Origin of the sequence: Amycolatopsis magusensis (assembly GCF_017875555.1) — a bacterium.
Classification (GTDB): domain Bacteria; phylum Actinomycetota; class Actinomycetes; order Mycobacteriales; family Pseudonocardiaceae; genus Amycolatopsis; species Amycolatopsis magusensis.
In genome coordinates, this window is record NZ_JAGGMS010000001.1 from 1,714,579 (window position 1) to 1,739,419 (window position 24,841).

At 68.0% G+C, this 24,841-nt stretch carries 21 protein-coding genes, 1 tRNA gene and 1 pseudogene; 12 read left to right on the forward strand and 11 right to left on the reverse strand.

Annotation, left to right across the window (positions count from 1 at the left end):
* The first annotated feature begins 144 nt into the window (after positions 1-144).
* Positions 145-558 carry a MarR family winged helix-turn-helix transcriptional regulator gene (locus JOM49_RS42845; RefSeq protein WP_209663732.1) on the forward strand — a complete coding sequence of 138 codons (414 nt, stop codon included), beginning with the start codon at positions 145-147 and terminating at the stop codon, positions 556-558.
* Here JOM49_RS42845 and JOM49_RS08170 read toward each other — a convergent pair.
* Entirely contained in the window at positions 544-1,131 is a 588-nt protein-coding gene (locus tag JOM49_RS08170; protein ID WP_209663733.1) for an alpha/beta fold hydrolase, read from the reverse strand. The two genes, JOM49_RS42845 and JOM49_RS08170, sit on opposite strands and share 15 nt — an antisense overlap.
* Positions 1,132-1,289: 158 nt before the next feature.
* Between JOM49_RS08170 and JOM49_RS08175 the strand changes: the two genes are divergently transcribed.
* On the forward strand, positions 1,290-1,769 hold the full coding sequence (locus JOM49_RS08175; protein WP_245369259.1) for an ATP-binding protein: 480 nt from the start codon (positions 1,290-1,292) through the stop codon (positions 1,767-1,769).
* On the opposite strand, the gene JOM49_RS08180 is transcribed toward JOM49_RS08175, so the two are convergent.
* Entirely contained in the window at positions 1,741-3,396 is a 1,656-nt protein-coding gene (locus JOM49_RS08180) for a serine/threonine-protein kinase (protein ID WP_209663734.1), read from the reverse strand. The two genes, JOM49_RS08175 and JOM49_RS08180, sit on opposite strands and share 29 nt — an antisense overlap.
* Positions 3,393-4,175, reverse strand: a complete 783-nt coding sequence (locus JOM49_RS08185) for a hypothetical protein (protein ID WP_209663735.1) — start codon at positions 4,173-4,175, stop codon at positions 3,393-3,395. The genes JOM49_RS08180 and JOM49_RS08185 overlap by 4 nt, the downstream gene beginning before the upstream one ends.
* Positions 4,176-4,251: 76 nt before the next feature.
* Between JOM49_RS08185 and JOM49_RS42850 the strand changes: the two genes are divergently transcribed.
* From JOM49_RS42850 to JOM49_RS08205, 4 genes are all read left to right on the forward strand, one after another.
* A complete protein-coding gene (locus JOM49_RS42850; protein WP_245369260.1) occupies positions 4,252-5,097 on the forward strand; it encodes a hypothetical protein in 846 nt (281 codons plus the stop codon).
* A 96-nt stretch (positions 5,098-5,193) separates the two neighbouring features.
* A complete protein-coding gene (locus tag JOM49_RS08195; protein ID WP_209663736.1) occupies positions 5,194-6,714 on the forward strand; it encodes a carboxylesterase/lipase family protein in 1,521 nt (506 codons plus the stop codon).
* Between the two features lie 32 nt (positions 6,715-6,746).
* Complete coding sequence (locus tag JOM49_RS08200; protein ID WP_209663737.1) at positions 6,747-7,091, forward strand: ArsR/SmtB family transcription factor; 345 nt, start codon at positions 6,747-6,749, stop codon at positions 7,089-7,091.
* A complete protein-coding gene (locus JOM49_RS08205) occupies positions 7,084-7,698 on the forward strand; it encodes an SRPBCC family protein (RefSeq protein ID WP_209663738.1) in 615 nt (204 codons plus the stop codon). Before JOM49_RS08200 ends, JOM49_RS08205 begins: the two co-directional genes overlap by 8 nt.
* Positions 7,699-7,705: 7 nt before the next feature.
* Here JOM49_RS08205 and JOM49_RS08210 read toward each other — a convergent pair whose 3' ends face one another.
* Positions 7,706-8,686, reverse strand: a complete 981-nt coding sequence (locus JOM49_RS08210; protein ID WP_209663739.1) for a LacI family DNA-binding transcriptional regulator — start codon at positions 8,684-8,686, stop codon at positions 7,706-7,708.
* Positions 8,687-8,821: 135 nt separating this feature from the next.
* Here JOM49_RS08210 and JOM49_RS08215 point away from each other — a divergent pair, with 135 nt between their 5' ends.
* The gene (locus JOM49_RS08215) at positions 8,822-10,828 is read left to right on the forward strand and encodes an amylo-alpha-1,6-glucosidase (RefSeq protein WP_209663740.1); all 2,007 of its coding nucleotides are present in this window, start codon (positions 8,822-8,824) and stop codon (positions 10,826-10,828) included.
* A gap of 855 nt (positions 10,829-11,683) precedes the next feature.
* Here the strand turns inward: JOM49_RS08215 and JOM49_RS08220 are convergent.
* Positions 11,684-12,295 (reverse strand): TetR family transcriptional regulator, encoded by a 612-nt coding sequence (locus JOM49_RS08220; RefSeq protein ID WP_209663741.1) that lies wholly within the window; start codon positions 12,293-12,295, stop codon positions 11,684-11,686.
* A gap of 129 nt (positions 12,296-12,424) precedes the next feature.
* Between JOM49_RS08220 and JOM49_RS08225 the strand changes: the two genes are divergently transcribed.
* The gene (locus JOM49_RS08225; RefSeq protein ID WP_209663742.1) at positions 12,425-13,585 is read left to right on the forward strand and encodes an alpha/beta hydrolase family protein; all 1,161 of its coding nucleotides are present in this window, start codon (positions 12,425-12,427) and stop codon (positions 13,583-13,585) included.
* 1 nt (position 13,586) lies between these two features.
* Here the strand turns inward: JOM49_RS08225 and JOM49_RS08230 are convergent, their stop codons facing one another.
* From JOM49_RS08230 to JOM49_RS08240, 3 genes and pseudogenes are all read right to left on the reverse strand, one after another.
* Complete coding sequence (locus tag JOM49_RS08230; protein WP_308158688.1) at positions 13,587-14,807, reverse strand: NAD(P)/FAD-dependent oxidoreductase; 1,221 nt, start codon at positions 14,805-14,807, stop codon at positions 13,587-13,589.
* Positions 14,808-14,849: 42 nt separating this feature from the next.
* A tRNA-Ser gene (locus JOM49_RS08235) sits at positions 14,850-14,966 on the reverse strand.
* A gap of 6 nt (positions 14,967-14,972) precedes the next feature.
* Positions 14,973-15,386: pseudogene (locus tag JOM49_RS08240) on the reverse strand (SNIPE associated domain-containing protein); the annotation flags it as partial.
* Between the two features lie 161 nt (positions 15,387-15,547).
* On the opposite strand from JOM49_RS08240, the gene JOM49_RS08245 reads away from it, so the two are divergent.
* The 4 genes from JOM49_RS08245 (at position 15,548) to JOM49_RS44310 (ending at position 18,409) form a co-directional block, all read left to right on the forward strand.
* Positions 15,548-15,787 carry a hypothetical protein gene (locus tag JOM49_RS08245; protein ID WP_209663745.1) on the forward strand — a complete coding sequence of 80 codons (240 nt, stop codon included), beginning with the start codon at positions 15,548-15,550 and terminating at the stop codon, positions 15,785-15,787.
* A 774-nt stretch (positions 15,788-16,561) separates the two neighbouring features.
* Entirely contained in the window at positions 16,562-17,719 is a 1,158-nt protein-coding gene (locus tag JOM49_RS08250; protein ID WP_209663746.1) for a hypothetical protein, read from the forward strand.
* A gap of 85 nt (positions 17,720-17,804) precedes the next feature.
* A complete protein-coding gene (locus JOM49_RS08255) occupies positions 17,805-18,047 on the forward strand; it encodes a hypothetical protein (protein ID WP_209663747.1) in 243 nt (80 codons plus the stop codon).
* The gene (locus tag JOM49_RS44310) at positions 18,044-18,409 is read left to right on the forward strand and encodes a transposase family protein (RefSeq protein ID WP_209663748.1); all 366 of its coding nucleotides are present in this window, start codon (positions 18,044-18,046) and stop codon (positions 18,407-18,409) included. Before JOM49_RS08255 ends, JOM49_RS44310 begins: the two co-directional genes overlap by 4 nt.
* A gap of 26 nt (positions 18,410-18,435) precedes the next feature.
* Here JOM49_RS44310 and JOM49_RS08265 read toward each other — a convergent pair whose 3' ends face one another.
* Genes JOM49_RS08265 through JOM49_RS08275 form a run of 3 tightly spaced genes read right to left on the reverse strand, consistent with a single transcriptional unit; the run spans position 18,436 to position 24,526 of the window.
* Positions 18,436-21,573 carry a type I restriction endonuclease subunit R gene (locus tag JOM49_RS08265; protein WP_209663749.1) on the reverse strand — a complete coding sequence of 1,046 codons (3,138 nt, stop codon included), beginning with the start codon at positions 21,571-21,573 and terminating at the stop codon, positions 18,436-18,438.
* A complete protein-coding gene (locus tag JOM49_RS08270) occupies positions 21,573-22,784 on the reverse strand; it encodes a restriction endonuclease subunit S (protein ID WP_209663750.1) in 1,212 nt (403 codons plus the stop codon). Before JOM49_RS08270 ends, JOM49_RS08265 begins: the two co-directional genes overlap by 1 nt.
* Complete coding sequence (locus JOM49_RS08275; RefSeq protein WP_209663751.1) at positions 22,781-24,526, reverse strand: HsdM family class I SAM-dependent methyltransferase; 1,746 nt, start codon at positions 24,524-24,526, stop codon at positions 22,781-22,783. Before JOM49_RS08275 ends, JOM49_RS08270 begins: the two co-directional genes overlap by 4 nt.
* Positions 24,527-24,841 lie beyond the last annotated feature (315 nt).

The following is a 24,841-nucleotide window of genomic DNA, read 5'->3' on the forward strand; positions in this document are numbered from 1 at the left end:
GGAGTGGACGGTCCGCCTACGTCCTGCTGACGGGTCCGCCGCTGTTGTTGACGCCTTGTTGACGCGGCGCCAGGTCAGGGCACCGCCGAGGCGAGCTACTAGTTTGTTTTGCGAACTAAGGGGCTGGTCAACTAGTGTGCGCGCGTGAGCCAATTCGACGAGCTGCTCGAGGCACTGCTCGCCGTCGCCGATCGCACCAGTGCGCGGATGGAGCGCACGCTCGCCGAGCTGTCCCTGACCGCGCCCCTGTCGCAGGCCCTGTTCGCCATCGACCCCGAGCAGCCGCCGCCCGCGATGAAGACGCTGGCCGAACGGCTGCGCTGCGACCGCTCCAGCGTCACCTTCCTGGCCGACCGGCTCACCGAGCGCGGCCTGGCCGAGCGGGTGCCGGGCGCGCGCGATCGCCGGTCGAAGGCACTGCAACTCACCCCGGAAGGCGTGCGCGTGCGGACCGCGATGCTCTACGGCGTCGCCGAGGCGTCCCCGCTGGCCAAACTGGACCAGGCCGACCAGGAGGCGCTGCTGGTCCTGCTGCGCAAGGCGCTAGCGGCAGACTGACAGCGCGACCGGCCGGAACCCGAGGTTCAGCCGCGGCCGCACCAGGTCGCCGACGATCCGCCCGAACGCACGCGGGTCCCGCCGCCAGTTCTGCCCGGCCGAGACCAGCACGTGCCCCGGCTGCCCCAGCGCCAGGTTCAGCGCGTTCATCGCCGACCACGCCCAGGTCCGGTCGGCGCTCCACACCAGCGACACCGGCAGTTCGCGCCGCCGCAGGCCGGCCAGCGCGGTCCGCAGCGCGGAAGCGCCGATCGAATCGATCAGGATCAGCCGCTGGACGGTGTGCAGGGTGGCGTGCGCGGTGCGCACGGCGACCGCGCCGCTGAGCCCGTGCCCGACGATCGCGACCGGCTCACGGATGCCCGCCGAATGTAAAAATTCGGTCACCCATTCCGGGTCGGAACCCGGTCGCGCGGGCGCGAGCACCCGCATACCGCGCGTAGCCATCGCTTCGAGCGCCGGGCGGAACGAATCGCCTTGATCGTGCAGAAACAGGACCGGCGAACCTTCGCCGCCCGCCGTGTAGCGCTCGGTTCGACCACGGACCGTGGTGGTCAGTTCTCGCAGAACCATCGGATTTCCCCCTCGTATCACTCACAGGAGGCGGGAAACCGGCCGCAGATACCGTCACTTGGCCACCCCTTTGAGTGACATCGGGTGGGTGAGCTGGCATTATGCGCGACACCGTGGTCGGGGACGAAGGGAGCACGGTGAGCGCACAAGCTGCCCAAATGGACGACATCCGACTGGTCGCACTGCCCAGTGCGGTCAACTGCTCGGCGATGTTCGTCAGATTCACCCTCGGTGAATGGTCGTTGAACCCGTTGATCGACCAGGCCGAGAACCTGGTGGCGCAGCTGGTCACCGCTTCGGTCGAAGGCGCCGCCCCGGAACGGCCCGGTTTCGTGCTGATCCGCCTCCAGGTGCGCGGTGACTGCCTGGTCATCGAGGTCGAGGACGGGCAGCCGCCGGAGACCGCACCCGAGCTGGACGGCGATCACGCCGGGGTCGAGCCGCTGCGAGGCGGTGGCAAGCGCATCTGGTGCGAGCTGCCGCTGCCGGTCGGGGTCACCGCGGGCGCGGTGGCGCTGCCGCGGCGGGACGCGAACCGCTCGGCCGTGCCGGAGCCGCTGATGACCGGGGAGCCGATCGGCGCGGACGCCGACTTCCTCGGCAAGATCCTCACCGGGTTGACGCGCTCCGAGGTCTGACGCCGAGCACCACGCACGCGGCCGCGACCCCTCCGGCCGCCGCCGCGCCCAGCGCGAACAACGGTGACGGCTCGTGCCCCAGCAGCACCGAGGCGAACAGCCACGCCGTCACGCCGAACACCGCGCCGAGCACCGGTCCGGCGACCTTCGCCGCGCGCCAGCGGCGGCCCTGCCGCAGCGTGCGCAGGCCGGACTCGAGGTAGGCCGCGGCGAACAACGCGAGCAGCAGGCTGCCCGCGCCCAGCGCGCTGGCCAGCGGGTGCTGCTCGGTGACCAGCGTGAACCGCTGCACGGTCACCGGTTCGCCCGGCCGCGACAGGGTCAGCTCGCCGGTCACCGCGCCGCCGACGATCCACCGCGACAGGCCCGGCTGCTCGACCTCGGTGACCAGCCGCCCGTCCTCGGTGGTCTGCGCGGGCGCGGAAGCCGAGCCCAGCGGCACGTTCGCCACCGACAGGCCCAGCGTGACGTCCACCGGGCCGTCTCCGGCGTCGTCCACCTCGATGGCGATCGGCCGACTCAGGTTCACCGTGGCCGGGCCGGGCAGCGGGGCACCGGCGACCACGGTCGAGGCCTGGGGCACGTGCGGCAACCGGCTCGGCGAGAAGATCGCGAGCGCGGCGAGCACCAGGAGAGCCGCCACCGCGCCCAGCACCGGCCAGCGCGGGGCCGGGGTGGCGGGCCGGGCCGTGGTCAGCGTCGGCGACTTCGGCACCACGTGCGGGGTCGCCAGCGCCGAGACCACGCGCGGGGTCAGGTGCAGCACCGGGACGCCGGACCGCTCCAGCCAGCCGGGGCCGTAGACCGCCGTCGCCGCCGAGGCGAGGTCCGCCGCAAACGTTTCCGCCTCGCGATACCGCCCCGGCAGCTCCCGCGCGATGCTGCGCATGACCACCCCGGCCAGCGGCTCCGGCACCCCGCGGATCGGCCTCGGCTCGGTGAACATGTGCTGGCGCATCATGCTCAGCGCACCCCGCGTGTTGTCGAACGGGACCTCGCCGCTGAGCAGCTCGTACAGCACGGTCCCGGCCGAATAGACGTCCGCCGCCGGGCTCAGCGCGTTGCCCATGGCCTGCTCCGGCGCGATGTAGGCGGGCGTGCCCTGCACCTCGCCGCCGTGCGTGACCAGGGTGGCGCCCTCGCTGATCACCTGCGCGATGCCGAAGTCGGCCACCTTGACCACCCCGCCCGCGCTGAACAGCAGGTTCTTCGGCTTGACGTCGAGGTGCAGCACGCCGGCGGTGTGCGCGGCGTGCAGTCCGGCGAGGGTGGCCAGCACGATCGCGCAGGCCTGCTCGCCGGTCACCCGCCCGGCCGCGAACCGGTGGTACACCGTGCCGCCGTCAAGCTTCTCCATCACCAGCAAGCTGCCGTGACCGGCGTGGACGTAGTCGTAGACCGGCACGATGTGCGGGTGGTCCAGGCTCGCCAGCACGCGGGCCTCGTGGTCGAAGCGGTCGTTCAGCCCCGGCTTCCCGGCGACCTCCGCGGGCAGCTGCTTGATCGCCACCTGCCGCCCCAGCGACCGGTGGACCCCGGCGTAGACCACGCCCATGCCGCCGGAGCCGATCTCGGCGCCGATCCGGTACTGCGGCAGAGCGGCGCTGAGCGCGGTCGGGGCGGTCATCGGGCGTAACCCTCGGTCGACGGGTCGATCGGCCGGGTGACGACGGGGATCGTGTCGTCGTCGGGTTCGGCGGGCTGGGTGTGCGGCGTGAGGTAGCCGAGCAGCAGCGCGATCGCGGCCGCGCCGAGCACCACCGGCACCTCCAGTGCCGGTTCGGGCGGCATCACCCGCAGGACCGAGAGCGTCACCACCGCGGTCAGCCCGGTGCCGAACCCGGCGGGCAGGAACCGCAGGGCCCGGCGGGCGCGGCTGCGCGGGAGCCGGTGCCGCGCGAGCGCGAGCAGCGCGGTGGCCCAGGCGACGACCGTCAGCGACAGCACCGCGAGCCCGAAGATGCCGTAGACCGACCAGAACGAGCCGCGGATGTCGGTGACCAGCGCGGCACTGGCGGCCAGTTCGCGGTCGGCGTCGAGGAGTTCGACCGAGCCGGGCAGCAGGCCCATCGCCTGGCCGTCCAGTTCGGCGAGGTCGAGCACGAGCGTGCGGGTGACCCGGCCGCCCGCCGGTACCTCGAACGGGACCGTGGTGTCGTAGGAGAAGAAGGTCAGCGCCAGCGCGACACCCGAGACGCGCACGCTGCGCACCCGCACCGGCGCCCTGCCGCGGTTGATCGCGGTGAGCCCGAGCTCCACCGGTTTCGCCGGGTCGATGGTGACCGTGCGGTCCGCGACGTCCCGCCCGTCGACCGTCACCGCGACGGTGAGCGGCTCGTCCTGCGCGGCCGCGGGAATTGTTCCGATGAGTGAAAAAACCGCGGCGGAGACAACCGCGACGGCCATCGTGCGTCTCATCCGGTGTTTCCCGCCTCGAGTTTTCCGACAGTGCGAAAATGCTACAACACAGAAGGATCGCGGTATGCGGATCAGCATCGCCACCTCGCTGCTTTTCGGCCTCGTTCTGGGGTTTTCGGCCGGAACGGGTGCGGCGACGGCACAGGCGCCGTCGGTCAGTTTGAAACCGTCGAGCGGAATGGCGGGTAGTCAATTCACCATCGGCTGGGCCGGTTTCGCGAAATGCCGGACAATTGCGTTCAGCTGGGACGGATCCGCACTGGCTTCGGTGGTCGCCCCGGCGAGCAGCGGTTCGGTCGGTGCGAGCGTGCCCGCCGGTGCGGCGCCGGGCGCGCACACCGTCCAGGGCGTCTGCGCGTCGCAGGAACTCAGTGCTTCGGCGGTGTTCACCGTGCTCGGGCCGACGACGAGCAAACCGCCGGTCACCACGACGACCAAGCCCCCGGTGGTGACCACCAAGCCCCCGGCCACCACCACTACGACGCCTCCGACCACGACCACAACGACTACGACCACCACGCCGCCGCTCGAGATCGAGACCCCGGCGTCGGTGGCCGAGGAACCGCCACCCCCCGCCGACGGCGTGCTCGTCCTCGACCGGCCCAGCGTCAACCCGGGTGACCCGCTCACCGCCTCCGGCGCGGGCTGCGACCCCGGCGCCAGGGTGGAGTTGACCTCGGACGGGCTGCCCGTGGGGGCCGCGGTCGCCGACGCGGCGGGGGCGTTCGGCACGAAGGTCGAGTTCACCCGGATCGAGCCTGGGCGCCACTGGGTGGTGGCCGACTGCGGCATCCGCCTGGCCGGCGCCGTCGACCAGACGCTCACCAGCTCGACCGGCGGCGGCACCGCCGCGCTGGTGGTGCTGGTGTTCTTCGTGCTGGCGGGCATCAGCCTGGTGCGCGTGCGCTGATCAGCCGATCGGGTGAGGCCCGGGTGGCCGCTCAGGTGAAGCGCGGGCGGTGCCGCCGCGGCGAAGCTGGGTCCCTCAGCGACGAGGGAGCATCCGATGGGGAAACGATGGGCTGTGGTGGCCGGGTTGCTGACACTGTCCACAGTGGCCATACCGGCCGCCGCGGCGGGGGATCCGGCGGTCGTGCGCACGGACGCGGGCGCGGTGCGCGGCACGGTGACCGAGCAGGTGCGGACGTTCGAGGGCGTGCCGTCCGCCGCGCCGCCGGTCGGTGAACTGCGCTGGCGGGCGCCCCAGCCGGTGCAGCCGTGGGCCTCGGTCCGTGACGCCACCGCGCCGGGCAGCGTCTGCCCGCAGGAGCAAAATCCGGAAGCACCGCAGGGCAGCACCAACGAGGACTGCCTGTACCTGAACGTCACCACGCCGACCGGCGGCGCCCAGCGCAAACCTGTGGTGGTCTGGGTGCCCGGCGGCGGCTTCTTCATGGGCGCCGGGAGCAACTACGGCCCGGAGCGCCTGGCCACCCGCGGCGACGCGGTGGTGGTGACGATCAACTACCGCCTGGGCATCTTCGGCTTCTACGGGCAGCACGGCTTGCCCGGCTCAGGCACCTTCGGCCTGCAGGACCAGCAGGCCGCGCTGCGCTGGGTGCAGCGCAACATCGGTGCGTTCGGCGGTGATCCCGGCAACGTCACGCTGGCCGGGGAGTCGGCGGGCGGCATGAGCACCTGCGCGCAGCTGACCTCGCCGCGGTCGGCCGGGCTGTTCCACCGGGCGATCATGCAGAGCGGTTCGTGTGACTTCGACTGGCCGGACGCCGGTCAGTACCCGTCGCAGAAGGCGGGCTCGTACTGGGTGCCGCAGGACAAGATCCGGCGGGACGGCGACGCGATGGCCGCCGAACTCGGCTGCGCCACGGTCGAATGCCTGCGGGCCAAGCCCGCGGCCGAGCTGATGGGCCAGTTCACGCGGTTCACCAGTTCCGCGACGGGCACGCCGGTCCTGCCGCAGGATCCGGGGGACGCGTTGCGGGCCGGGCGGTTCCACCGCGTCCCGGTGCTCTCCGGCAACAACCACGACGAGGCACGCAGCTACATGACCGCGTTCAACGGCGGCGACATCGACGCGGCGATGTACCAGCGGCTGCTGGTGGACATGGCCGGGCGGGAGCAGGCCGCGCGGATCGCCGGGGAGTACCCGGTGTCGGCCTACGAGTCGCCCATGCACGCCTGGGCCGCGGTGACCACCGACCGGATCTGGTCGTGCACGCAGCACTCCGCCGGACGGGAGCTGGCGCGGAAGGTGCCGGTGTACTCCTACGACTTCGCCGACCAGCACTCGCCGATCGCCGGTGACCTGGGGGCCGCGCACGCCGTGGAACTGCCGTACCTGTTCGCGCTCACCGGGATCGAGTTCCCGTTCCCGCCGGACCAGCGGCGGCTGTCCGAGCAGATGCTCGGCTACTGGACCGCCTTCGCCCGCACCGGTGATCCGAACGGCCCCGGCCGTCCGGAGTGGACCACGGACCAGGCGCTGACCCTGGCCCCGAGCGGGCAGGGCGGCATCCGGCCGGTCGAGGTGGCGGCCGAGCACCACTGCGCTTTCTGGAAGGCTTGACTTATATAAGCTAACGCTGACATAGTTGGGTGGTGCACGCGTTCGACGTTCTCGGTGACCCGGTCCGCCGCCGCATCCTGGAGCTGCTCGCCACCGGTGAGCAGTCTTCGGGGGCGGTGACCGAGGTCATCCGCGCGGAGTTCGGGATTTCCCAGCCCGCCGTCTCGCAACACCTGAAAGTGTTGCGGGAGAACGGGTTCGCGTCCGTCCGAGCCGAGGGAACCCGCCGCCTGTACGTCGTCGACACCACGCCGCTGCGTGAGGTCGACGACTGGCTGGCGCACTTCCGCCGGTTCTGGGACCAGCACCTCGACGCCCTGGGCACCGAACTGGCCCGGGGCAAACGCGAACGCCGGAAGGGCCAGTCACGTGATTGACATCGTCAACCAGATCAACGCGGTGCGCCGCGAGGTCGCCAACCGCCCCGGTGCCGAGGGTGAGGTGCGCGCGCTGCGGCTGACCCGCACCTACCAGGCCGAGGTCGAAGACGTCTGGGACGCGCTGACCAACGAGGAGCGGATCCCGCGCTGGTTCCTGCCGATCACCGGCGAGCTCAAGGCCGGTGGATCGTTCCAATTGGAAGGCAACGCGGGCGGGGAGATCCGCCGCTGCGAACCGCCGACGTTGTTCGAGGTGACCTTCGGCGACGAGAACAGCATCGTCACGGTGGAGCTGTCCAGCGGCGGCCAGGACACCACGGTTCTGGTGCTGGAGCACACCGTGCCCGCCGGCCTGTTCCCCGATTCGGGCACGCTTTCGGTCGGTCCCGGCTGGGACCAGGCGGTCCTCGGCCTGGGGCGGCACCTGGCCGGCGAGGACTTCGCCGACTCGGCCGCCGAGCACGACACGCCGGAATCACGCGAGTACGCGGGCGCCGCCGTGTACGCGTGGGTGGCGGTCCTGGAAGCCGAAGGCCGCGTCGAGGCCGCCGAACTCAAGACCGCGGCGGAAGCCGCTCACGAGCACTACAACCCGTCGTCCTGACTCTTGTTCAGGTGGAGCGCAGCATCAGCCTCGGCGTGAGGAGCACGGCGGTGGGTTTCGGCTCCTGACTCAGCACCGCGCGCAGGTGGCGGACGCATTCCGCGGCGACCTCGGTGATCGGCTGGGCGACGCTGCTCAACCCGAGCACCTCGGCGGTCGGGGTGTCGTCGAAGCCGATCACCGAGGTGTCCGCGCCCGGGCGCAGGCCGCGTTCGCGGAGCTCGGCGACCACGCCGAACGCGAGCGAGTCGCTGGCGCAGACGAAGGCGGTCGGCGCGGGCCCGTCCAGGAGTTCGGCGGCGGCCGCCCGGCCACCCGCGACCCCGTCGAACACCGACACCTGCGGACGTGCGTCGATCCCGGCGGCGGCGAGCCCGGCGGCCCAGCCGGCGCGGCGGTCGTCGCCGATCTCGGAGCCTCCTGGCCAGCCGACGAACGCGATCCGCCGGTGTCCGTGGTGCACCAGGTGATCCGTGGCCATCCGGGTGCCGGTGGCGCCGTCGACGTCGACCCACGGGTGTTCGTCCTCGGCGCCCCACGGGCGGCCGAAGGTGACGAAGGGCAGGCCGCGGTCGAGGAGCCAGCGGGTGCGCAGGTCGCCGTGGTGGGTGCCGGTCAGCACGAAGGCGTCGACCCCGACCGAGGCGATGAGATCGGCGTACGCGTGGGTTTCCTCCTCGTCGTCGTTCGCGGCGAAGAGCATGATCCGGTGGTCGTGGCGCTCGGCGGCGGCGGTGAGCGAGTGCAGGAACTGGTCGAGGACGCCACCGCGAGCCGGTTTCAGCCGGAGCCCGATGATCTGCGAGCGGGCGGTGCGCAACTGCCGGGCGGCGGTATGCGGGCGGTAGCCGAGCTGGTCGATCGCGGCCTGCACGCGCTCGCGGGTGTCCTGGCTGACCAGTTCGGGTGAATTCAGCACGTTGGAGACGGTCTGCCGCGACACGTTCGCCGCCGCGGCCACCGAGTTCAGCGTGGCTCTGCCGCCCATGTCCAGCCTCTCCGTGTGCGGGTTTGAACGATCAATGTCGGTCAGGTGGGCCGCTGCTGTCAACAGCCGGGGGAGGCTTGACATGGCCTCGATTGGATCGATCAAATGGAGCTCCCCCAGTGCTGAGGAGTGCGCATGTCCGGAATGCAGCCGCTGCTGCACGATCTCGCGATCGCGCTGCGGGCACCGACGGTCGTGCTCTCCGGTCGTGACGGGCAGTTGCGGCCCGCCGGGACCCAGGGGGTGCTGCACGGTGACCTGCGGGTGCTCGGGGAAGCCGTGGTCACGGTGAACGGCAGGGAGGCGGAGCCGATCGGGTTCGCCGAGCCAGGTGCCGACCGGGGCGAGTTCACCGGGCTCCTGCGTGGGATCGGCGACCCGGGGCCGGATCCGACGGTCTGGCTGCGGCGTCACCGGACGGCCGGTCCGCGTGGCATGTACGAGGAACTGGAGCTGGCCAGCTCCGCTTCCGCGCCGGTGCGCTGCGCGGTCGAGCTGACGCTGTCGGCCGACTTCGCACCGATCGAAGAGATCAAGGGCGGCGACTCGCGCGAGGCGCTGCCGCCGGTGCTGGACGGTTCGGGCGTGCTCTGGGAATCCGGCGGGCTCACCAGCCGCGTGGTCGCCGAGGGTGCCGAGTTCTCCTTGCAGGACGGCAAAGTCGTGGCCCGCTGGACGGTCGACGCCCCCACCCGGCTGCACTGGTCGGTCTCGGTGACCGACGAGGCGCCGCTGTTCGTGCCGGGTGCGCCAGTGCTGGCGACCCCCGAGGTGCGCGCGGACGACCGCCGGTTCGCCGGCTTCCTGAACCGCTCGCTGGCGGACCTCACCGGCCTACTCCTGGCCGAGCGCGAGCACCCGGACGACGTCTTCGCGGGCGCGGGCGCCCCTTGGTACCTCACGCTTTTCGGCCGCGACAGCCTCTGGGCGGCTCGGCTGCTACTGCCGGTCTCCGTGGATCTCGCCGCCGGAACCCTCCGCACGCTGGCGCGTTCGCAGGGCCGTAAGCACGATCCGGCCACCGGCGAAGCCCCCGGCAAAATCCTGCACGAACGCCGTCGCGCCGACTTCAAGCTGCGCGGGATGTCGCTGCCTGCCTGGTATTACGGCACGGTCGACGCGACCGCGCTGTGGGTGTGCCTGCTGCACGATGCGTGGCGGTGGGGGCTGGCCGAGGAGCGCGTGCGGGAGTTGCTGCCGAACCTGCGGGCCGCGCTCACCTGGATCACCGAGCTGGCCGACACCGATGGAGATGGCTTCGCCGAGTACCTGGACGAAACCGGCCGTGGCCTGGCGAACCAGGGCTGGAAGGACTCCCGAGACGCAGTCCGCTTCGCCGACGGACGTCGTGCCGAGCCGCCGGTCGCGCTGTCGGAAGTCCAGGGTTACCAGCATGAAGCCGTGGTCCGCGCGGCCGACCTGCTGACCGCACTGGGTGAACCAGCCGACGGCCTCACCGACTGGGCAGCCGACCTGCGCACACGCTTCCGCGAAAAGTTCTGGGTCAATGGCTTCCCGGCCTTGGCGCTCGACGGCGCCAAGACCCCGGTCGATGCGCTGACCAGCAACATCGGCCACCTGCTCGGCACCGGCCTGGTCGACGAAGCGGAGTCCGCCACCATCGCCGGCCACCTGCTCGGCCCGGACCTGGCCGCGGGCTACGGCCTGCGCACCATGTCGTCCACAATGGACGGCTACGCACCACTGAGCTACCACTGCGGCTCGGTCTGGCCCCACGACACCGCGATCGTGGTCAACGCCCTCTCCCGCGCCGGCCACGGCCCCGCCGCCGCGCGACTGGGTGCACAACTACTCACAGCCGCGGAGGCTTTCGGTTACCGAATGCCTGAGCTATACGCCGGTTTCAGCGCGGACGACTCGCCGATCCCGTTGCCGTACGGCGCTTCTTGCCGCCCACAAGCTTGGTCCGCCGCTTCGGCCGTTGTCCTACTGCAAACTTTTCTCGGCTTACAGGTCGATGTCCCAGCAGGCACCATCACACTCTCGCCACCCCCCTCACCAATCGGCGCCTTCGAGGTCCGTGACCTCCCCGTAGGCAACGGCACCCTCTCCCTCGCCCTAGCCGCCGACGGCTCAATCCGAGATCTGGTTCTCCCACAGGGTTTCCGCCAAGTACCCTGATACACGCTCACCTTCTCCACTTGGCAAGTTCCAATTCCGCCACTCGACGTGGATGGCTTAGTGCCATCCTTCGATTCTTGCCCCATGGTTGGGCTTCGCTGGCCGCTTGGCCATTGCGGGTGCAGGTCGCTGCGTCCGCTCGCGGCTAGCCCATTCGCTGATTTGTTATCACCGCCCGAGTTTTGCCGGGCAGCTGGACATAGCCGGTTTCCGGCCTTCGGCGGTGGTGGCTGGTTTGCACGTTCCAATCCCGCCACTCGACGCGGATGGCTTAGTCCATCCCTCGATTCTCTCCCATGGTTGAGCTTCGCTGGCCGCTTGGCCATTGCGGGTGCAGGTCGCTGCGTCCGCTCGCGATTAGCCCATACGCTGATTTGTTACCACCGCCCGAGTTCCGCCGGGCAACTGGACATAGCCGGGCTCCGGCCATTGGCGGTGGTGCCGGTTTGCACGTTCCAAACGTGCCACTCGATGCGCGGTGGCTTAGTGCCACCACTCATTTCCCGCCAAGCGGCTGGCATCACTGGGCGCTCGGTCATTGGTGGGTGCAGTCCTCCGCGCTCGATCGCGGCTAGACTATTCGCCGATTTGTTACCCCTGACGAATTCTGCGGAGCGGATGGGCATAGCTGGCTCTGGCCATGGGCTGGTGGTCGCCGCGCTCGGTCGCACTCTCGCCGGTTGGCACGATCCAATCGCCTCGCTCGGTTCAGCTGGCTTGGTGCCACTTCTCGACTTCCGTCGAGTGGCTGGCGTCACCGGGCGCTTGGCAATCAGTGATTGTTGCCCCTGCTCGATTCCGCCAACTGGAGCGAGTGTCGCGGGTGCGTTTGGCGGTTGCGGGCGGCCGCCTCGGTCAGTGATCCGGGGCTGCTGCGCGGTTTCCGCTGAGGGAGTTGAGTCCGGCGAGTGCGATGTCCGCGGCTCGCTCGGCGGCTTTTCGGGCTTCTTCGGCGTCATCGCCGCGGCCTCGGCTGGCGGCGATGGCCATTTTGATCGCGCCCACCAGGGCGCCGACCGCGGTGGCGGCGTCGACCAGGTCCAGTTCCCGTGGGCACGCGCGGTGCAAGGCGTGCGCGAGCCGTCGCTGGGTGTCGAAGAGCAGGTGTAGTTCACGCGCCTGCAAGGCGGGCACCGAGGCGATCAGCTGCGCGCGCTCCAGATCGGTGTCCAACACGCCGTCCGAAAGCACGCGCCGCAGGAGGTCGGCGGGGGGTTCGCCGGGGCGCCGGCCGGTCAGCAGTTCCAGCGAGCGCGCGAGCCGGGCGCGCTCGTCGTAGAAGACGATGTCGTCCTTGCTTTCGAAGTAGCTGAAGAAGGTGCGCGTCGAAATATCAGCCGTCGCGGCGATCTCCGCGACCGTGGTTTCGTCGAACCCCTTGTCGTGGAAGAGCCGGAGCGCACCCTGGATGAGCGCGTTCCTCGTGCGCAGCTTCTTGCGCTCGCGCATACCCAGCTCGTTCGTCACCCGCGCGAGCCTAGTCGGCGATCCGTCCTACCTGTACCGACCGTGATTCCCGCGTGACTTCCGATCTCCGGGTCGCGGTCGGTGATCCACCCGATGTGCCCGCCCCGCCGCGGACCCTAGCTTCGCCACATGAGAAAACGAGCCATGGCGCTGGGCGTGCTCGCCGCCGTCGCGTTGACGGCCCCGGCCGCGTCCGCGAGCAGCGGGTCCGCCCTCCCCGCACCGACCGGGCGGTATCCCGTCGGCGTAACCGAAGTGCACCTCATCGACCACGCGCGCCAGGACCCGTGGGTGCCGGGCGCGGTCCGCGAGTTGATGGTCACGATCCGATATCCAGCCCTGCCCAGCCGGAAACCCGTTGCGCCCTACATGTCACCGGGGGTGGTCGAAGTCGCGTCCGAAGAGGACGCCGCGGCCCTCGGTATCGACCCCGGCAGGCTCGATTACGAGTTCGCAACCCATGCTCGCGTCGGTGCGCCTGCCGCCGGATGGCAGCCGGTGTTGCTCTTTTCGCCGGGTGGCAAGCAGTCCCGGGCACTCGGCACGGCGCAGGCGGAGGAGCTCGCGAGCCAGGGTTACGTGGTGGTCGCCATCGACCACACCCACGAAGCCGTCGCGGTGGAGTTCCCGGACGGCCGGGTGGCCGGGCACGCCATGCCACCGTCCAGCGTGGAGGTTTCCAAGCTGATGATGGCCACCCGCGTGCAGGACACCCGGTTCGTGCTGGACCAGCTGGAAGTGCTGGCCCGCGGCGGAAAGCCCGGCCTGCCACCGGGTCTCGGCCGCGCGATGGACCTGAGCCGGGTCGGCGCGTTCGGCCATTCGGCGGGTGGGTTCACCGCCGGGGAGACCATGGTGACCGACCGGCGCGTCGACGCGGGTGTCAACCTCGACGGCAGCATGGCCTACCACCAGGGGAACCGCGACTTCGGCCGCGTCGCCAGCGAAGGTCTGGACCAGCCGTTCCTGTTGATGAGCGCCGGTGATCACAGCGCGGTCTCGGACCTCTCGTGGCAGGAGTTCGTGCGCCACCAACGCGGCTGGCTCCGCCAGTTGCACCTGCCCGCCGGCGAGCACTTCAGCTACACCGACCACCAGTCACTGGTGCCGCGGCTCGGCCTCGACCCCGCCGCGGTGGAGCCCTTCCTGGGCACGGTGGACGCCGGGCGCAGCATGACCGCGCAGCGCGCCTACCTGACCGCGTTCTTCGACCAGCACCTGCGGCACCGCCCGCAACCGCTGTTCGACGGACCGTCGCCGCAGCACCCCGACGTGGAGTTCCGGGGCTGAGTCAGCGCAGCGGGTCGAACGCACGCAGCGCTTCGGGCCGCTCGCCGCTGGTGATCCACGACGCCAGCAGCCTGCCGGTGACCGGGCCGTGGGCCAAGCCCCACATGCCGTGACCACCGGCGACGAACACCCGCGGGCGGACCGCCCCGATCAGTGGGCGGCCGTCCGTGGTCATCGGTCGCGGGCCCACCCAGATGTCTCGGCGTTCGTCCCAGCGCACGCCCTCGAGCAGCGGGCGCACGGAAGCCGTGATGGCGTCCGCTCGTGCGAGGTCGGCGGGGGCGTCCGGCTCACGGAACTCCATCGTGCCCGCGACGCGTAACCCGCCCTGGTACGGCGTGCACGCGACCCGTGCGCCGGGCAGATAGACCGGGCCGGGCACCGGGCGGTCGACCGGCACGGTGAACGAGTACCCGCGGCCCGCACGCACCGGCACGCGCACGCCCCAGCGGGCGGCCAGCCGGGGAAGCCAGGCCCCGGTGGCCACGACCAGCACGTCGGCGGCGTGGCCGTGCACCACGATCCCGTCGTCGCGGATGTCCAGGTCGACGGCTTGGAACGTGCAAATCCTGCCGCCCCTCGCGAGCACGGACCGGGACAGCGCGTGGACGAAGGCTCCGGGGTCGAGGTAGCGCTGGCCCTCGATGCGCACGCCCGCGGTCAGAGCCGGGGAGGCCAGTGGCAGTTGCTCGCGCAGCTGGTCCCGGTCCAGCGCGACGTGCTCGACCGGCTCGCCGGCGTCGGCCATCCTGCGCAACTCCCGCAACAGCTCCACCGCCTGGCCGCGCGTCTCCAGCGCGGCGGTGATGGGCGCGGACTTCACGGGTGCGTCGACGCCGTTCGCGGTGAGGGTGTCGTAGGCGTCGAGGCAACCCTCGTTCAACGGCCGGTTGGCCTGCACCGCCCGCCGCCAGGAGGACCAGCGGCAGTTCAGCGCGAACCGGGCGAGGAACGCCCAGAGCGCCGGGTCGGCGGACACCGGGATCCGCAGCGGCGCGGCCGGGTCGAGCAGGGCTTTGAGCCCGGTCCGCAGCACGGCCGGTTCGTTGAGCGGGATGGTCAGCCCGGGCGAGACCCACCCGGCGTTGCCCCACGAGGCACCCGCGGCCACCCCGGTCCGGTCGACGACGGTCACCTCGACGCCGCGCTCCTGCAGGAACCACGCGGCCGACAACCCGACCACACCCGCCCCGACGACCACTGCCGACCGGGGCTGGACCACAACCGACCTCCACGGCCGCACATGGGCACTGACCTGGGTAAATGGTGGGCCGCCTGGGGCTCGAACCCAGAACCTACGGATTAAAAGTCCGCGGGTCAACTCGCGGCGATCTCGAAAGGGCTCAGGGGTTCAGGGCGTCTACCTGCGAATTTGCGGCTCTCAAGATCATATTAGCGTCTGCCAACGACTGATCTGGGCTCCGTTATATCTCCGTTCTTCCTGCAGCGCGGCGCGGTGCTCGCGTTCGGCTTCTTTTTCCTGCTGTTTCTTTGCCAGGTAGTCGGCGGTGAGTTCGAGTTCCGTGATCCGGGTCTGATGGTAGGCGGGGTTGATGCGGATCGAGGCCATGGCGCCGAGCTTCTCGAGGATGCGAACCGCAGTCTGCAGCCGTCTGGTCGCTGAGGGGAGGTTGCCGGCCTTGAGCACGCGAACACAGTTCTCGGCTTCGGCGTTGTAGGCGCGCAGCATCAGCTTCGACAGGTCGCCGACGAACTTGCGCCCCTTGGCTAGGGAGTTGTTGTAGTGAAAGTTGTCGGCGGCCTCGACAGCAGTCTTCGCCCTGGTCATGTTCCTGATCCGGCTTTGATGCGTTCGAGTCCGGCCTTATAGGCTTCAGCGTCGGCGAGCACGTGCCGGTAATCGTACATCCGACCTATTGCAGGAGCCGGGCATCATCAGTCTCGACCACCTCCGCGTGCAAACCGGCCAGCTGCGCCTCGAACCGGGCAAGATCGCTGGTCATGGGCCGCGGTCTGCTGCCGGTAGCGGTCCTGCTCGGCCTGGAGCTGGTGGGCCAGCGCGGCGATCTCCTGCTGGCGCTGGAGCACGTCGAGCGCACCCAGGCGCTGCAGTTCGTTGAGCAGCGCCGCGTTCTCACGCAGCGCCGCATCGAGTTCTTCCTGCCGCTTACGCCCGCCGAACACCCGCGCCCCCTGACAGCTCAGACCCGGCAACGACGTTGCCCCGCCGTGAGCCGGTGATCGTGTACACCCTGCCGGGTGCGCCTGCCGCCGCGCCGATCGAGGTACCGCCGCAAGGGGAGCACGGTGGTACCTGCTGTCATGGAGCCAGCCATCTGCGGGCTCTGGAAAGTGGGCAGTCAGATCGGCGAGAGTCACCGTCGCGGCGACGTTCGCACCGGCCTTGATGTAGCGGGCCGCACTGTGTAGGTCGTGTTCGCCGTTCTTGTAACTAGGGTGTGATCACCGGCGGTGCTGCGGGACCAGGTTGGGCTGTGCGGCCCGGCGGCCGCGAAACAGCCAGCGGGCACCCGGGGTGGTGGCCAGGTTGAGCCGGTGATCGAGGTGGGGTCGGTCAGCTTCTTCGGTGGTTGTACTATCCGGTCTGCCACTGAGCGCTGGCGTCACTCCGAGTGCATACGCTGCCCACATCAGCACTGCACAGTCGAGGACAAGAGGCTGTAGCAGACTCGCGCCTATTTCGCCGTACCTTCGACCTGCGGGGGATGTGGGCGCTCGCCGGAGATGACAGTCATGACTACGCGGTCTCGCAAGCGGCACATTCGAACCCAAATGCAGCTCACCAACGACTCGTACACAACAACGTTGCGAGCGATGCAGGCTCGCCACGGAAGCGAGCCGGAGAGCTCGCCTCAACCTAAAGCCCGCCATGATCCGAGCATGCTTTATGGCGTGAGGGTGACGCTGAGCCGACCCGGCGCAGCCGCCTCGGCCTCGGCGGTGATGCTCCCGGCGGCAAGCGGAGCTCGCCGAGGAACCGCACGACGGGCCGTATTGATCGATGAGCTGGGGAGTGTGCCCGCGGGCACGGTTGTGGAATTCGCCGCCCGCGACTTGGACATCTACCCGTCGCCGGCCGTCATCGCCGAGGCATTCAGCCGCAGGGAAGGGCGATGTGTCCTCGGGCGCCCCCTCTATCACGAAGGGGAGGTGCCGACAGGTATTCTGGCTACTGTTCCCGAATTGAAGCGAATGTTGCTGAGGCCGCGTTTGGGGCAGCCTCCCATCGCAACCAAGAAAAACGCCCGACGCGGGCAGGATGCGCTTTATGCGATCGCTGATGCGGAGCCAATGCCTCCTGCAACACCGCAGGTTGAGCGCAAACGACTCCTTCAGCGGATATGTGCCGAGTGCCAGGCGACTTCGCAGCTTCCGTTTCAACCGGCGAACGATGGCAAGTACTACTGCGAGAAACACAAACGCGCTGCTGACGAGCGTGAGGAACGCCAGCGCATCGTCGACGACTCCTTCCGGTCCGCTCTATGGTCACGTGAAATTCTCGCTGACCCCGACACCGCATTGGTCGCGATGACGTGGGATCGAGAGAGTCAGGGCTATCCGTTCCGCGTCGAGACAGTCGCAGGTGACGTCGTGCTTGAGCGTGTCCTTCCCTACGTGACCGGCGCCCCGCTGCTCAACGCCACGGCTAACGACCTGCCCAGCTGGGTCAACGACCCAGCCGGACTTGTGATCGCGGACCGGCGAATCATTGAGGCACCGTCCGTGCACGCCGTCGCCGCCTACCGCAAGCTCCTCGGCGCCTCCGACCTGGACCTTCGGGGCATCAACATCGCCCCGCGTGACGAGGACAATTTGGCTCGCAGGTACCACCGCTATGCCAACCACCCTGACCGCCGGCACTTGTTCGACGGTGCTACGCGCGCCAACACCGCCAGTGTCGACTGGAAACGCTCCCTCCTCACCGCCGCACAGGTCATTGAACAAATCCGGCAAGTGCTCTTCGAAATGGCGCGGTGCCCGCTGTCGCCCGACGAAGTCAAGCGTGCGAAACGCCTGCCGCGTGTCCCGCGCAGCAGGGCGTCTCGGCGATCCGTGTTCCGTGATGTCATGCTCGATGTTCTCGAACAGAACGCAGGCCTAGGCGTTCGCCTGTACCACCCGGGTGCTAGCCCGTTGACGCCGCAGGAATAGTTCGAATCGGGGTAGTGCGGACGGGCCGGAAGCTGGTCGCGGCAAACGAGAACTCGTCAGTCGCGACCAGCTCTGCTCGCCCCACGTGCCTCTCATCGACACCCAGTTGTGGATTGCTAACCCATTGTGTCAGAGGCCAGATTTCTCTGGCTCAGGCACGGATTTCGTGACGGGCTTTGGTTCCGGGGCTCGACGCCGATTAGTTGATCATGATCGCGGTGTGATGATGATTGGTCTGGTCGCGGTTCTGTTCCCGCATCCGGCGGGGTTGAGGATCGACGGCGTGCTCGCAAAGGGCGGGGTGGTGCGGGTCGAGGCGAGCACGTGACTGCTGAGATCGCGTGTCCTGCCTGTGGTGCCTGTCGGCTCGGGGTGCACAGCGGCTATGGGCGGAGGCTGGCGGACACCGCTGTCGCGGGTCGGGAGATGCTGATCCGCCTGCGGGTGCGCCGCTTCTTCTGCAGTTTTGCTCCTTCATGGTCGTGTTCGCGTCTGCTGACGGTGATGCTGGGCTCCGTTATGTCTCCGTTCTTCCTGCTGTGCTCGGGCGGTCGGCGACAGTACGTCCGCCGTGCCCGCAGCCTCACCTCGCAGGCGCCTTTCGGTATGGGCTGCACCGATCGATTGGTCCGACCCGCTGGGAAGACGGCCCCGCGGAGCCGTTCTGGTCAACGTTCAAACACGAGCTGAAGCGCACCGGTTGACCTGGGAGCTGCTCACGCGTTCCTAGCCTGGTCGATCGCGGCCTCGTAAAAGGCGTCCGCGAGTGCCACGATGACCGCGTTGATGCCAGGACCGTCGCTGAAGAAATAGTCGGCCATGGTGTTGTGGGCCTCTTGGTTGTCGACGACCGCCTCAGTGACCGCCGCCTGGAAGTCCTGTGACTCCATGAACTGCTTCTTCGAGTTCACCTTGGTCTGGTTTACCAGGTTCGGGTAGGCGAGTAACCGCTCCACGAGTCCCTGCACGAACTCGCGGACCTGAGACGCGGAGAACGATTCTGCGCCGAAGAGGTCGTTCATCTTGTCGATGACCACCTGGAGTGCGACGTACTTCGGCTCCTTCCGTGCTCCGGTACCCGCGGCGCCGATTCCCTTCAACTCGCCGTCGCCGGTCAGCGAGATATCGACCGCGGTTCCCTTGTTGTGCTTGACCCCGACCAGGACTACGTCGGAGAGGTCGACCTCCGCGGCCCAGGATGAGTCTGCGATGACCTTCTCCAGGAGCCGCAGGAAGATCGACAACATCTCCATGTAGGGGTCGCCGTAGTCGACGATCTGACTCATGAAGTCGTAGAGTCGGACCAGGGTGGAGACGTCTTTGCGGAACAGGTCGAGGGTGTTGAGGGTGACCTTGTCGTCGGCCTCGATCGCAGCCGCGTAACGGCGGGCGAACTCGTTTTTGGCTGGGCTGATCGCAGCCGAAAGCGCGTTGTTGCCCTTCCGGGTGACCCACAGTTCGGCGACCTCGCGCACCTGCTCGGGCGTGTAGACCCCGGCCTGGGCGAGTTTGGTGGCGAGGTGAAAGACGACGTACGGGTCGGTCTCGGTCTCGAGGGTGGCATTGGTGAAGTACGGCTCGAACGCGGCCCGGATGTCCTCGGGCTTGTTCACGAAGTCAATGACGAACGTCTTGCGCTTCTGCTCCCCGCCCGCGGTGCGATGGGTACGGTTGAGCCGGGAGAGCGTCTGCACGGCCGTGACCCCGGAGAGCTTCTTGTCGATGTACATCGCCGAGAGCAGTGGCTGATCGAATCCTGTCTGGAACTTGTTGGCGACCAGCATGATCTTGTAGGTCGCGCCCTTGAAAGCGGCGGCCAGGTCCGAACCGGCACCGGGGTTCAGATTGGCCTCGGTGAACTCGTCGTCCTTGGTTGGCTGCGGCCCCCAGTCCGAGACCCAAACTTCGTCCTCGGCCATCGTCACCGAGCCGGAGAAGGCGACCAGGGTGCGGTAGTTGTACGCGGCGTCCATGGCGGTTCGCTTGGCGATGTAGGCGTCGATTGCCTTCTTGTACTTCACCGCGGCCTTACGCGAGTCGGTCACGACCATCGCCTTCGCCTTGCCCTCCAGCAGATGGGCGACGTTGGCGTGGAAGTGCTCGACGATGATCTGCACCTTCTGGCCGATGTTGGTCGGGTGCAGTTTCACCCACCGCATCAGCCCCTTCCGCGCTGCGGCCTCGTCCACCATCTCGTCACCGTCGCCGCTCTCGGCCTGGCCGGCGATCTTCAGCGCTGTGTCGTAGGACTGGTAACCCCTGAGCACGTCGAGGATGTATCCCTCCTCGATCGCTTGCCGCATCGAGTAGAGGTGGAACTCGAGCGGCTTCCCGTCGGGCCCCTTGCGCCCGAACAGCTCCAGGGTCTTGTTCTTCGGCGTCGCGGTGAACGCGAAGTAGGAGATGTTCTTCGACTCGGCTCGCTCGGTCATCTCCAAGGCCAAGATCGACTCGACGTCGACGGAGCCGCCCTCCTCGATCTCCTTGACCTCCTCTGCGGTAAGCACGGCCTTGAGCTTGGAGGAGACCTGCCCGGACTGCGAGGAGTGCGCCTCGTCCGCGATCACCGCGAACCGCTTCCCCTTCAAGCCCTTGTCGGCCCGGATCTCGTCGAGTGCGAACGGGAAGGTCTGCACCGTCACTGCGATGATCAGCTCCCCGTTCTTCAACGCGGTCGCCAGCAGCCCGGATTTCGACTTGGCTCCCGCCTTGCGGACGTCCTCCGGGCTGATCGTGGCGACGATCTTCCCTGAGCCGTCGATCTGCCGGATCGCTTCCTGGAGTTGCCCGTCGAGCACGGTCCGGTCGACGACCACGACGACCGAGTCGAAGACCTTCTCGTCGTTCACGTGCAGCCGCGCCAGCCGGTGTGCAGTCCAGGCGATGGTGTTCGTCTTCCCCGACCCTGCCGAGTGCTCGACCAGGTAGCGATGCCCCACCCCCTCCTCGCGCACCATGGCCACGATGTTCGTCACGGCCTCCCACTGGTGGAACCGGGGGAACAGCATGCTCGTACGCCGCACCGAGGTGCCGGTCGCGACATCCCACTCCTCCTTGGTCTCCACGAGCATCAGCCGACCGATGATGTTGAGCCAGGTGTGCTTCTCCCAGACCCGCTCCCACAGGTACGCCGTCGCTGACCGCCCGCTCTGGCCCGGCGGGTTCCCTGCACCGCTGTCGTGCCCCATGTTGAATGGAAGAAAGTGCGTCTTTTCGCCCTCGAGCCGGGTGGTCATCGCGGCCAGGTCGTTGGAGACCGCGAAATGCACCAGCGCGCGATGCCCGAACGACAGCAGCGGCTCCGGACGCCCGTTGGTCAGCGGGTTCCGGTTCTTGCGGTACTGATTGATTGCCTCGTCGAGGGACTGGGTGAAGTCGGTCTTCAGTTCCACAGTGGCGACCGGGAGCCCGTTGACGAAGAAGACCAGATCGATGCTGCGCTTGTCCGCGGTGGAAAAGTACACCTGCCGCATCACCCGCACCCGCATCGCCGCGTACTGCTCGCTCGTGGTTGCGTTCAGGCTGGTCTCGGGACGGAACTGCGCCATCTTCAACCGGCCGCCGCCGATGTACTGTACGCCGTTGCGCAGGATGTTCAGCGTGCCGCCGCCGTGCTCGAGAGGCTTGTCGAGCGCCGTACTCAGTACGTCGAGAAACTTCGCCTTCGAACCCGCGGCCCTTAAGGCTTTCTCGTACGCCGTCTGCTGGATCTGCTCCAGCCACGCGAAGAGGTCGTCAGGGAATAGCGCTCGCTCTCGGTCGTAGCCGGTGTCATCCTCCGAATACAGCCACCCGTATTCGGATAGGTGGTCGCAAATCTCGGTTTCGAAGACGACCTCATTGTGGTCGGCCATCACGCCATCTCCCGTACGTCGATCTGCCCCGTGACCGTCGCCGCGATCAGCGCCGATCGCCGCTCGCGGGCGAGTTCTACGAACCGCTCCGTCTCGGCGATCAGTGCGTCGATTCTTGCGGTCTGCTCATCGAGGTACGTCGCAATGGCCCGCTGCTCGTCGAGCAGGGGGAGATGTAGTTCGATCTCCCTCAGCTTCTCGCCGGTGAGATGAACGAATGAGACTGATCCGTAATGATTGGCGTAGTAGGCGGATTCGTAGAGGCGGAGCATCGACCAGTACACGAACCGAGCATCCGTCTCTGGCCCGACCCGCAGGCGGTTGACGGTCTTCTGGAAGGCAATCCCCGGTGCCGGCTCGAACATGAACCCTGGACGGCCGACCGTGGCGCCGCCCTCGATCAGGAGGACATCGCCCGCGCGGAGGTCGAACACTTTCATCTCTGCGTCGGAGAATGGCATCTCGTTGAGGTCCACGAGATTCACAGAGCCATCCGCGCGAACATCCGCTGCTCGGACGTACGGCTTCGGCTGATCTCCGTCGCGGACCGCACGGCCAGCGTCGAGCATCTTGCCTAAACTGGTTTTACCGATGTGCTTGATCCGGTGACATACCCATGAGTCGGTCGGTGTCACGGCAGATGAGACGACGGCTGCCCGCCGTTCGCGGAGCATCTCGATCAGGCGCTGCTGCTCCTCGATGAGGTTGTCGATGCGGCCGGTCTCACGGTCGAGGTAGTCGGCGATGGCGCGCTGCTCCTCCAGCGATGGCACTGGCAGTTCAAGCGCAGCCATCTGCGCGGCCGAGAGTTCCATGAAGGTAGTCCCCCGACCGAGTGAGGCTAGCTCGGCTCCGGCTGCAACGAGCGCGTACGTGAGGTAATGCGCGGATGTTCCGCCGAACGGGACGATGGCTCGGCATCCCTGGTTGAAGGCCATGGCGCTTGAGGTTCTCGCGACATATCCGATAGGAGCTCGGATCGACAGAAGCACCGATCCCTCCGGGACGATCGAAGAGCCTGCTGCTACACCTTCAGCCGTCAAAGTCCGTTGTGTGGTGTGGACAACGCCGCCAACCACCGGGCGCAGGTCGGGTGGCGTCACGAATGGAATGCCACCATCCCAGTGTGCTGAGTCAGCCGTCGGTGTTCCGCCGCCCACCACGGTGCCCAGGCGACGGACGGGGACGCTCGGCCAGCGGTCCGACTTCACTGCTCAACCTCTCGCAGCAGTTCAAGGATCTTGGTGATCTGCTTCTCCAGGTCAGCGTCGATCGCGGCGAGGGGGCGGGGTGGGACGTACTTGTAGAAGTGGCGCGTGAAGGGGATCTCGTAGCCGGTTTTGACCTTGGCCCAATCGATCCAGGCGTCGGGGACGTGGGGCTTCACCTCGGCGTCGAAGTACGTCTGGATGACTTCGGCCTTACCCGCCGCACCGGCGCTCGAGCCGCCATATGTGAAGGGGACATTCTCGGTATCGCGCTTCTTCGAGTCCGGCTTGGGCTTGCCTTTGCGGTCGAGGACCGGCTGGCCGGACTCATCAAGCAGCGGGCGCTCCACGGTGATGGTCCAGTAGCCGAACTCGTCGTTGCGCAGCACCTTGGAGTAGTCGGGGTCGGCGTCGGTGAAGTCGGCATACAACTTCACGACCTCGTCGCGGTCTTTCTCGCTCAGCTCACGGTTCTTGGCCCCGAGGTTCTTCCGCATCTTGATCCAGAACGACGAACCATCGATGAGCTGGACTACGCCCTTGCGGTCAGGGTGCTTGGTGTTGTCGAGAATCCAGATGTAGGTAGCGATGCCGGTGTTGAAGAACATGTTTGTGGGCAGCGCGACGATGGCATCGATCAGGTCGTTTTCCAGCAGCCACTTACGGATGTTGGACGGGCCGGACTCGGCGGCGCCGTTGAAGAGTGGCGAGCCGTTCATGACGATGCCGACCCGGCCGCCGCCGTCCTCTGGTGCTCGCATCTTGTGGGCCAGGTGAAGCAGAAAAAGCATCTGCCCGTCGGACGTCGAGGGGAGACCGGGGGCGAACCGGCCGCGGGGTCCAGCTTCGTCGCGCTCCTTCGTGACCGCCTTGGCGTACTGCTTCCAGTCGACGCCGTACGGCGGGTTGGACATGCAGAAGTCGAACTGGCGACCCTTGAACGCGTCCTCGGTGAGCGTGTTGCCGAAGGCGATGTTGGTCGCGTCGTGGCCTTTGGCCAGCAGGTCGGACTTGCAGATCGCGTACGACTGCGGGTTGTACTCCTGTCCGTACAGCCTCAGCTTCGCGTCGGGATTCTGCTGGAGCAGGTGTTCCTCGGCCAGGGCGAGCATGCCACCGGTGCCTGCGGTGGGGTCGTAGAGCGTGCGGACGATGTCGGCCTCGGACAGGTCGACGTTCTTCTCAGCGAAGAGCAGGTCGACAAGCAGCCGGATGGCGTCCCGTGGGGTGTAGTGGTCGCCGGAGGTTTCGTTCGCGGCCTCGTTGAACTTGCGGATGATGTACTCGAACGCATCGCCCATGTCGGCGTTGGAGACGACGTCGGGATGCAGGTCGACGGCCTTGAAGGACCTGATGACTTCGCGCAGAAGCTCCGCCTTCTCGAGGGCGAGGATCTCCTTCTTGAAGTCGAAGTACTCGAATACGTCAACATCGGGTGAGAACCGGTCGATGTAGTCGGCCAGGTTGTCCGCGAGCCCGTCAGCGTCAGCCAGCAGGTTGGCGAAAGAGTAGTTCGAGGTGTTGTAGAACGGTCGGCCAGTGGCCTTCTTGACCTCGATTCTGAGCCGGTTCGGGTTGTCGTACTTCGCCGCTAGCTTCCGGACCGTCTCCCTGTCGGGCTCGAGGATGCAGTCGAGGCGGCGCAGGATCGTGAGCGGGAGGATCACGTTGCCGTACTGGTTGGGCCGGTAGGGCCCCCGAAGCTGGTCGGCGATCTTCCAGATGAAACTACCGAGGTTGCTCACAAAACTCCTAACGAGGCTCACTCGACGATGGATGGTGGACGCCCGGTGCGAACTAATGCGCGCCCCCCGAACAGGCGCGCACCGTCTGCAGCTGCCAGCGTTTCACGAGAACATCTTCGCAAATCACGACGCCCCGCCCGCCGTGGCACGAAGGGGCAGCGATGACCGGAACATTGGGAACGGCTCGCTCACCCCGTTGGTGCGGTTGGGTGGGAAGGCATCCCGGTTCTCTGCACCGGCATCCTGGCCGGTCTGCTTAGAGCTGGTGAAGAGAGTTGACAGCAGATCACACGCACACCTCCTCGGTACGTCAGT

Coding starts and splice junctions, on each gene's coding strand:
- JOM49_RS42850 (WP_245369260.1), top strand. CDS start 4,252: ATGCGGATCAGCATCGCCACCTCGCTGCTTTTCGGCCTCGTTCTGGGG.
- JOM49_RS08195 (WP_209663736.1), top strand. CDS start 5,194: ATGGGGAAACGATGGGCTGTGGTGGCCGGGTTGCTGACACTGTCCACA.
- JOM49_RS08265 (WP_209663749.1), bottom strand. CDS start 21,573: ATGGCCGACCACAATGAGGTCGTCTTCGAAACCGAGATTTGCGACCAC.
- JOM49_RS08185 (WP_209663735.1), bottom strand. CDS start 4,175: ATGGCCGTCGCGGTTGTCTCCGCCGCGGTTTTTTCACTCATCGGAACA.
- JOM49_RS08210 (WP_209663739.1), bottom strand. CDS start 8,686: ATGGGCGGCAGAGCCACGCTGAACTCGGTGGCCGCGGCGGCGAACGTG.
- JOM49_RS08225 (WP_209663742.1), top strand. CDS start 12,425: ATGAGAAAACGAGCCATGGCGCTGGGCGTGCTCGCCGCCGTCGCGTTG.
- JOM49_RS08175 (WP_245369259.1), top strand. CDS start 1,290: ATGGACGACATCCGACTGGTCGCACTGCCCAGTGCGGTCAACTGCTCG.
- JOM49_RS08215 (WP_209663740.1), top strand. CDS start 8,822: ATGTCCGGAATGCAGCCGCTGCTGCACGATCTCGCGATCGCGCTGCGG.
- JOM49_RS08180 (WP_209663734.1), bottom strand. CDS start 3,396: ATGACCGCCCCGACCGCGCTCAGCGCCGCTCTGCCGCAGTACCGGATC.
- JOM49_RS08245 (WP_209663745.1), top strand. CDS start 15,548: ATGGGCCGCGGTCTGCTGCCGGTAGCGGTCCTGCTCGGCCTGGAGCTG.
- JOM49_RS08170 (WP_209663733.1), bottom strand. CDS start 1,131: ATGGTTCTGCGAGAACTGACCACCACGGTCCGTGGTCGAACCGAGCGC.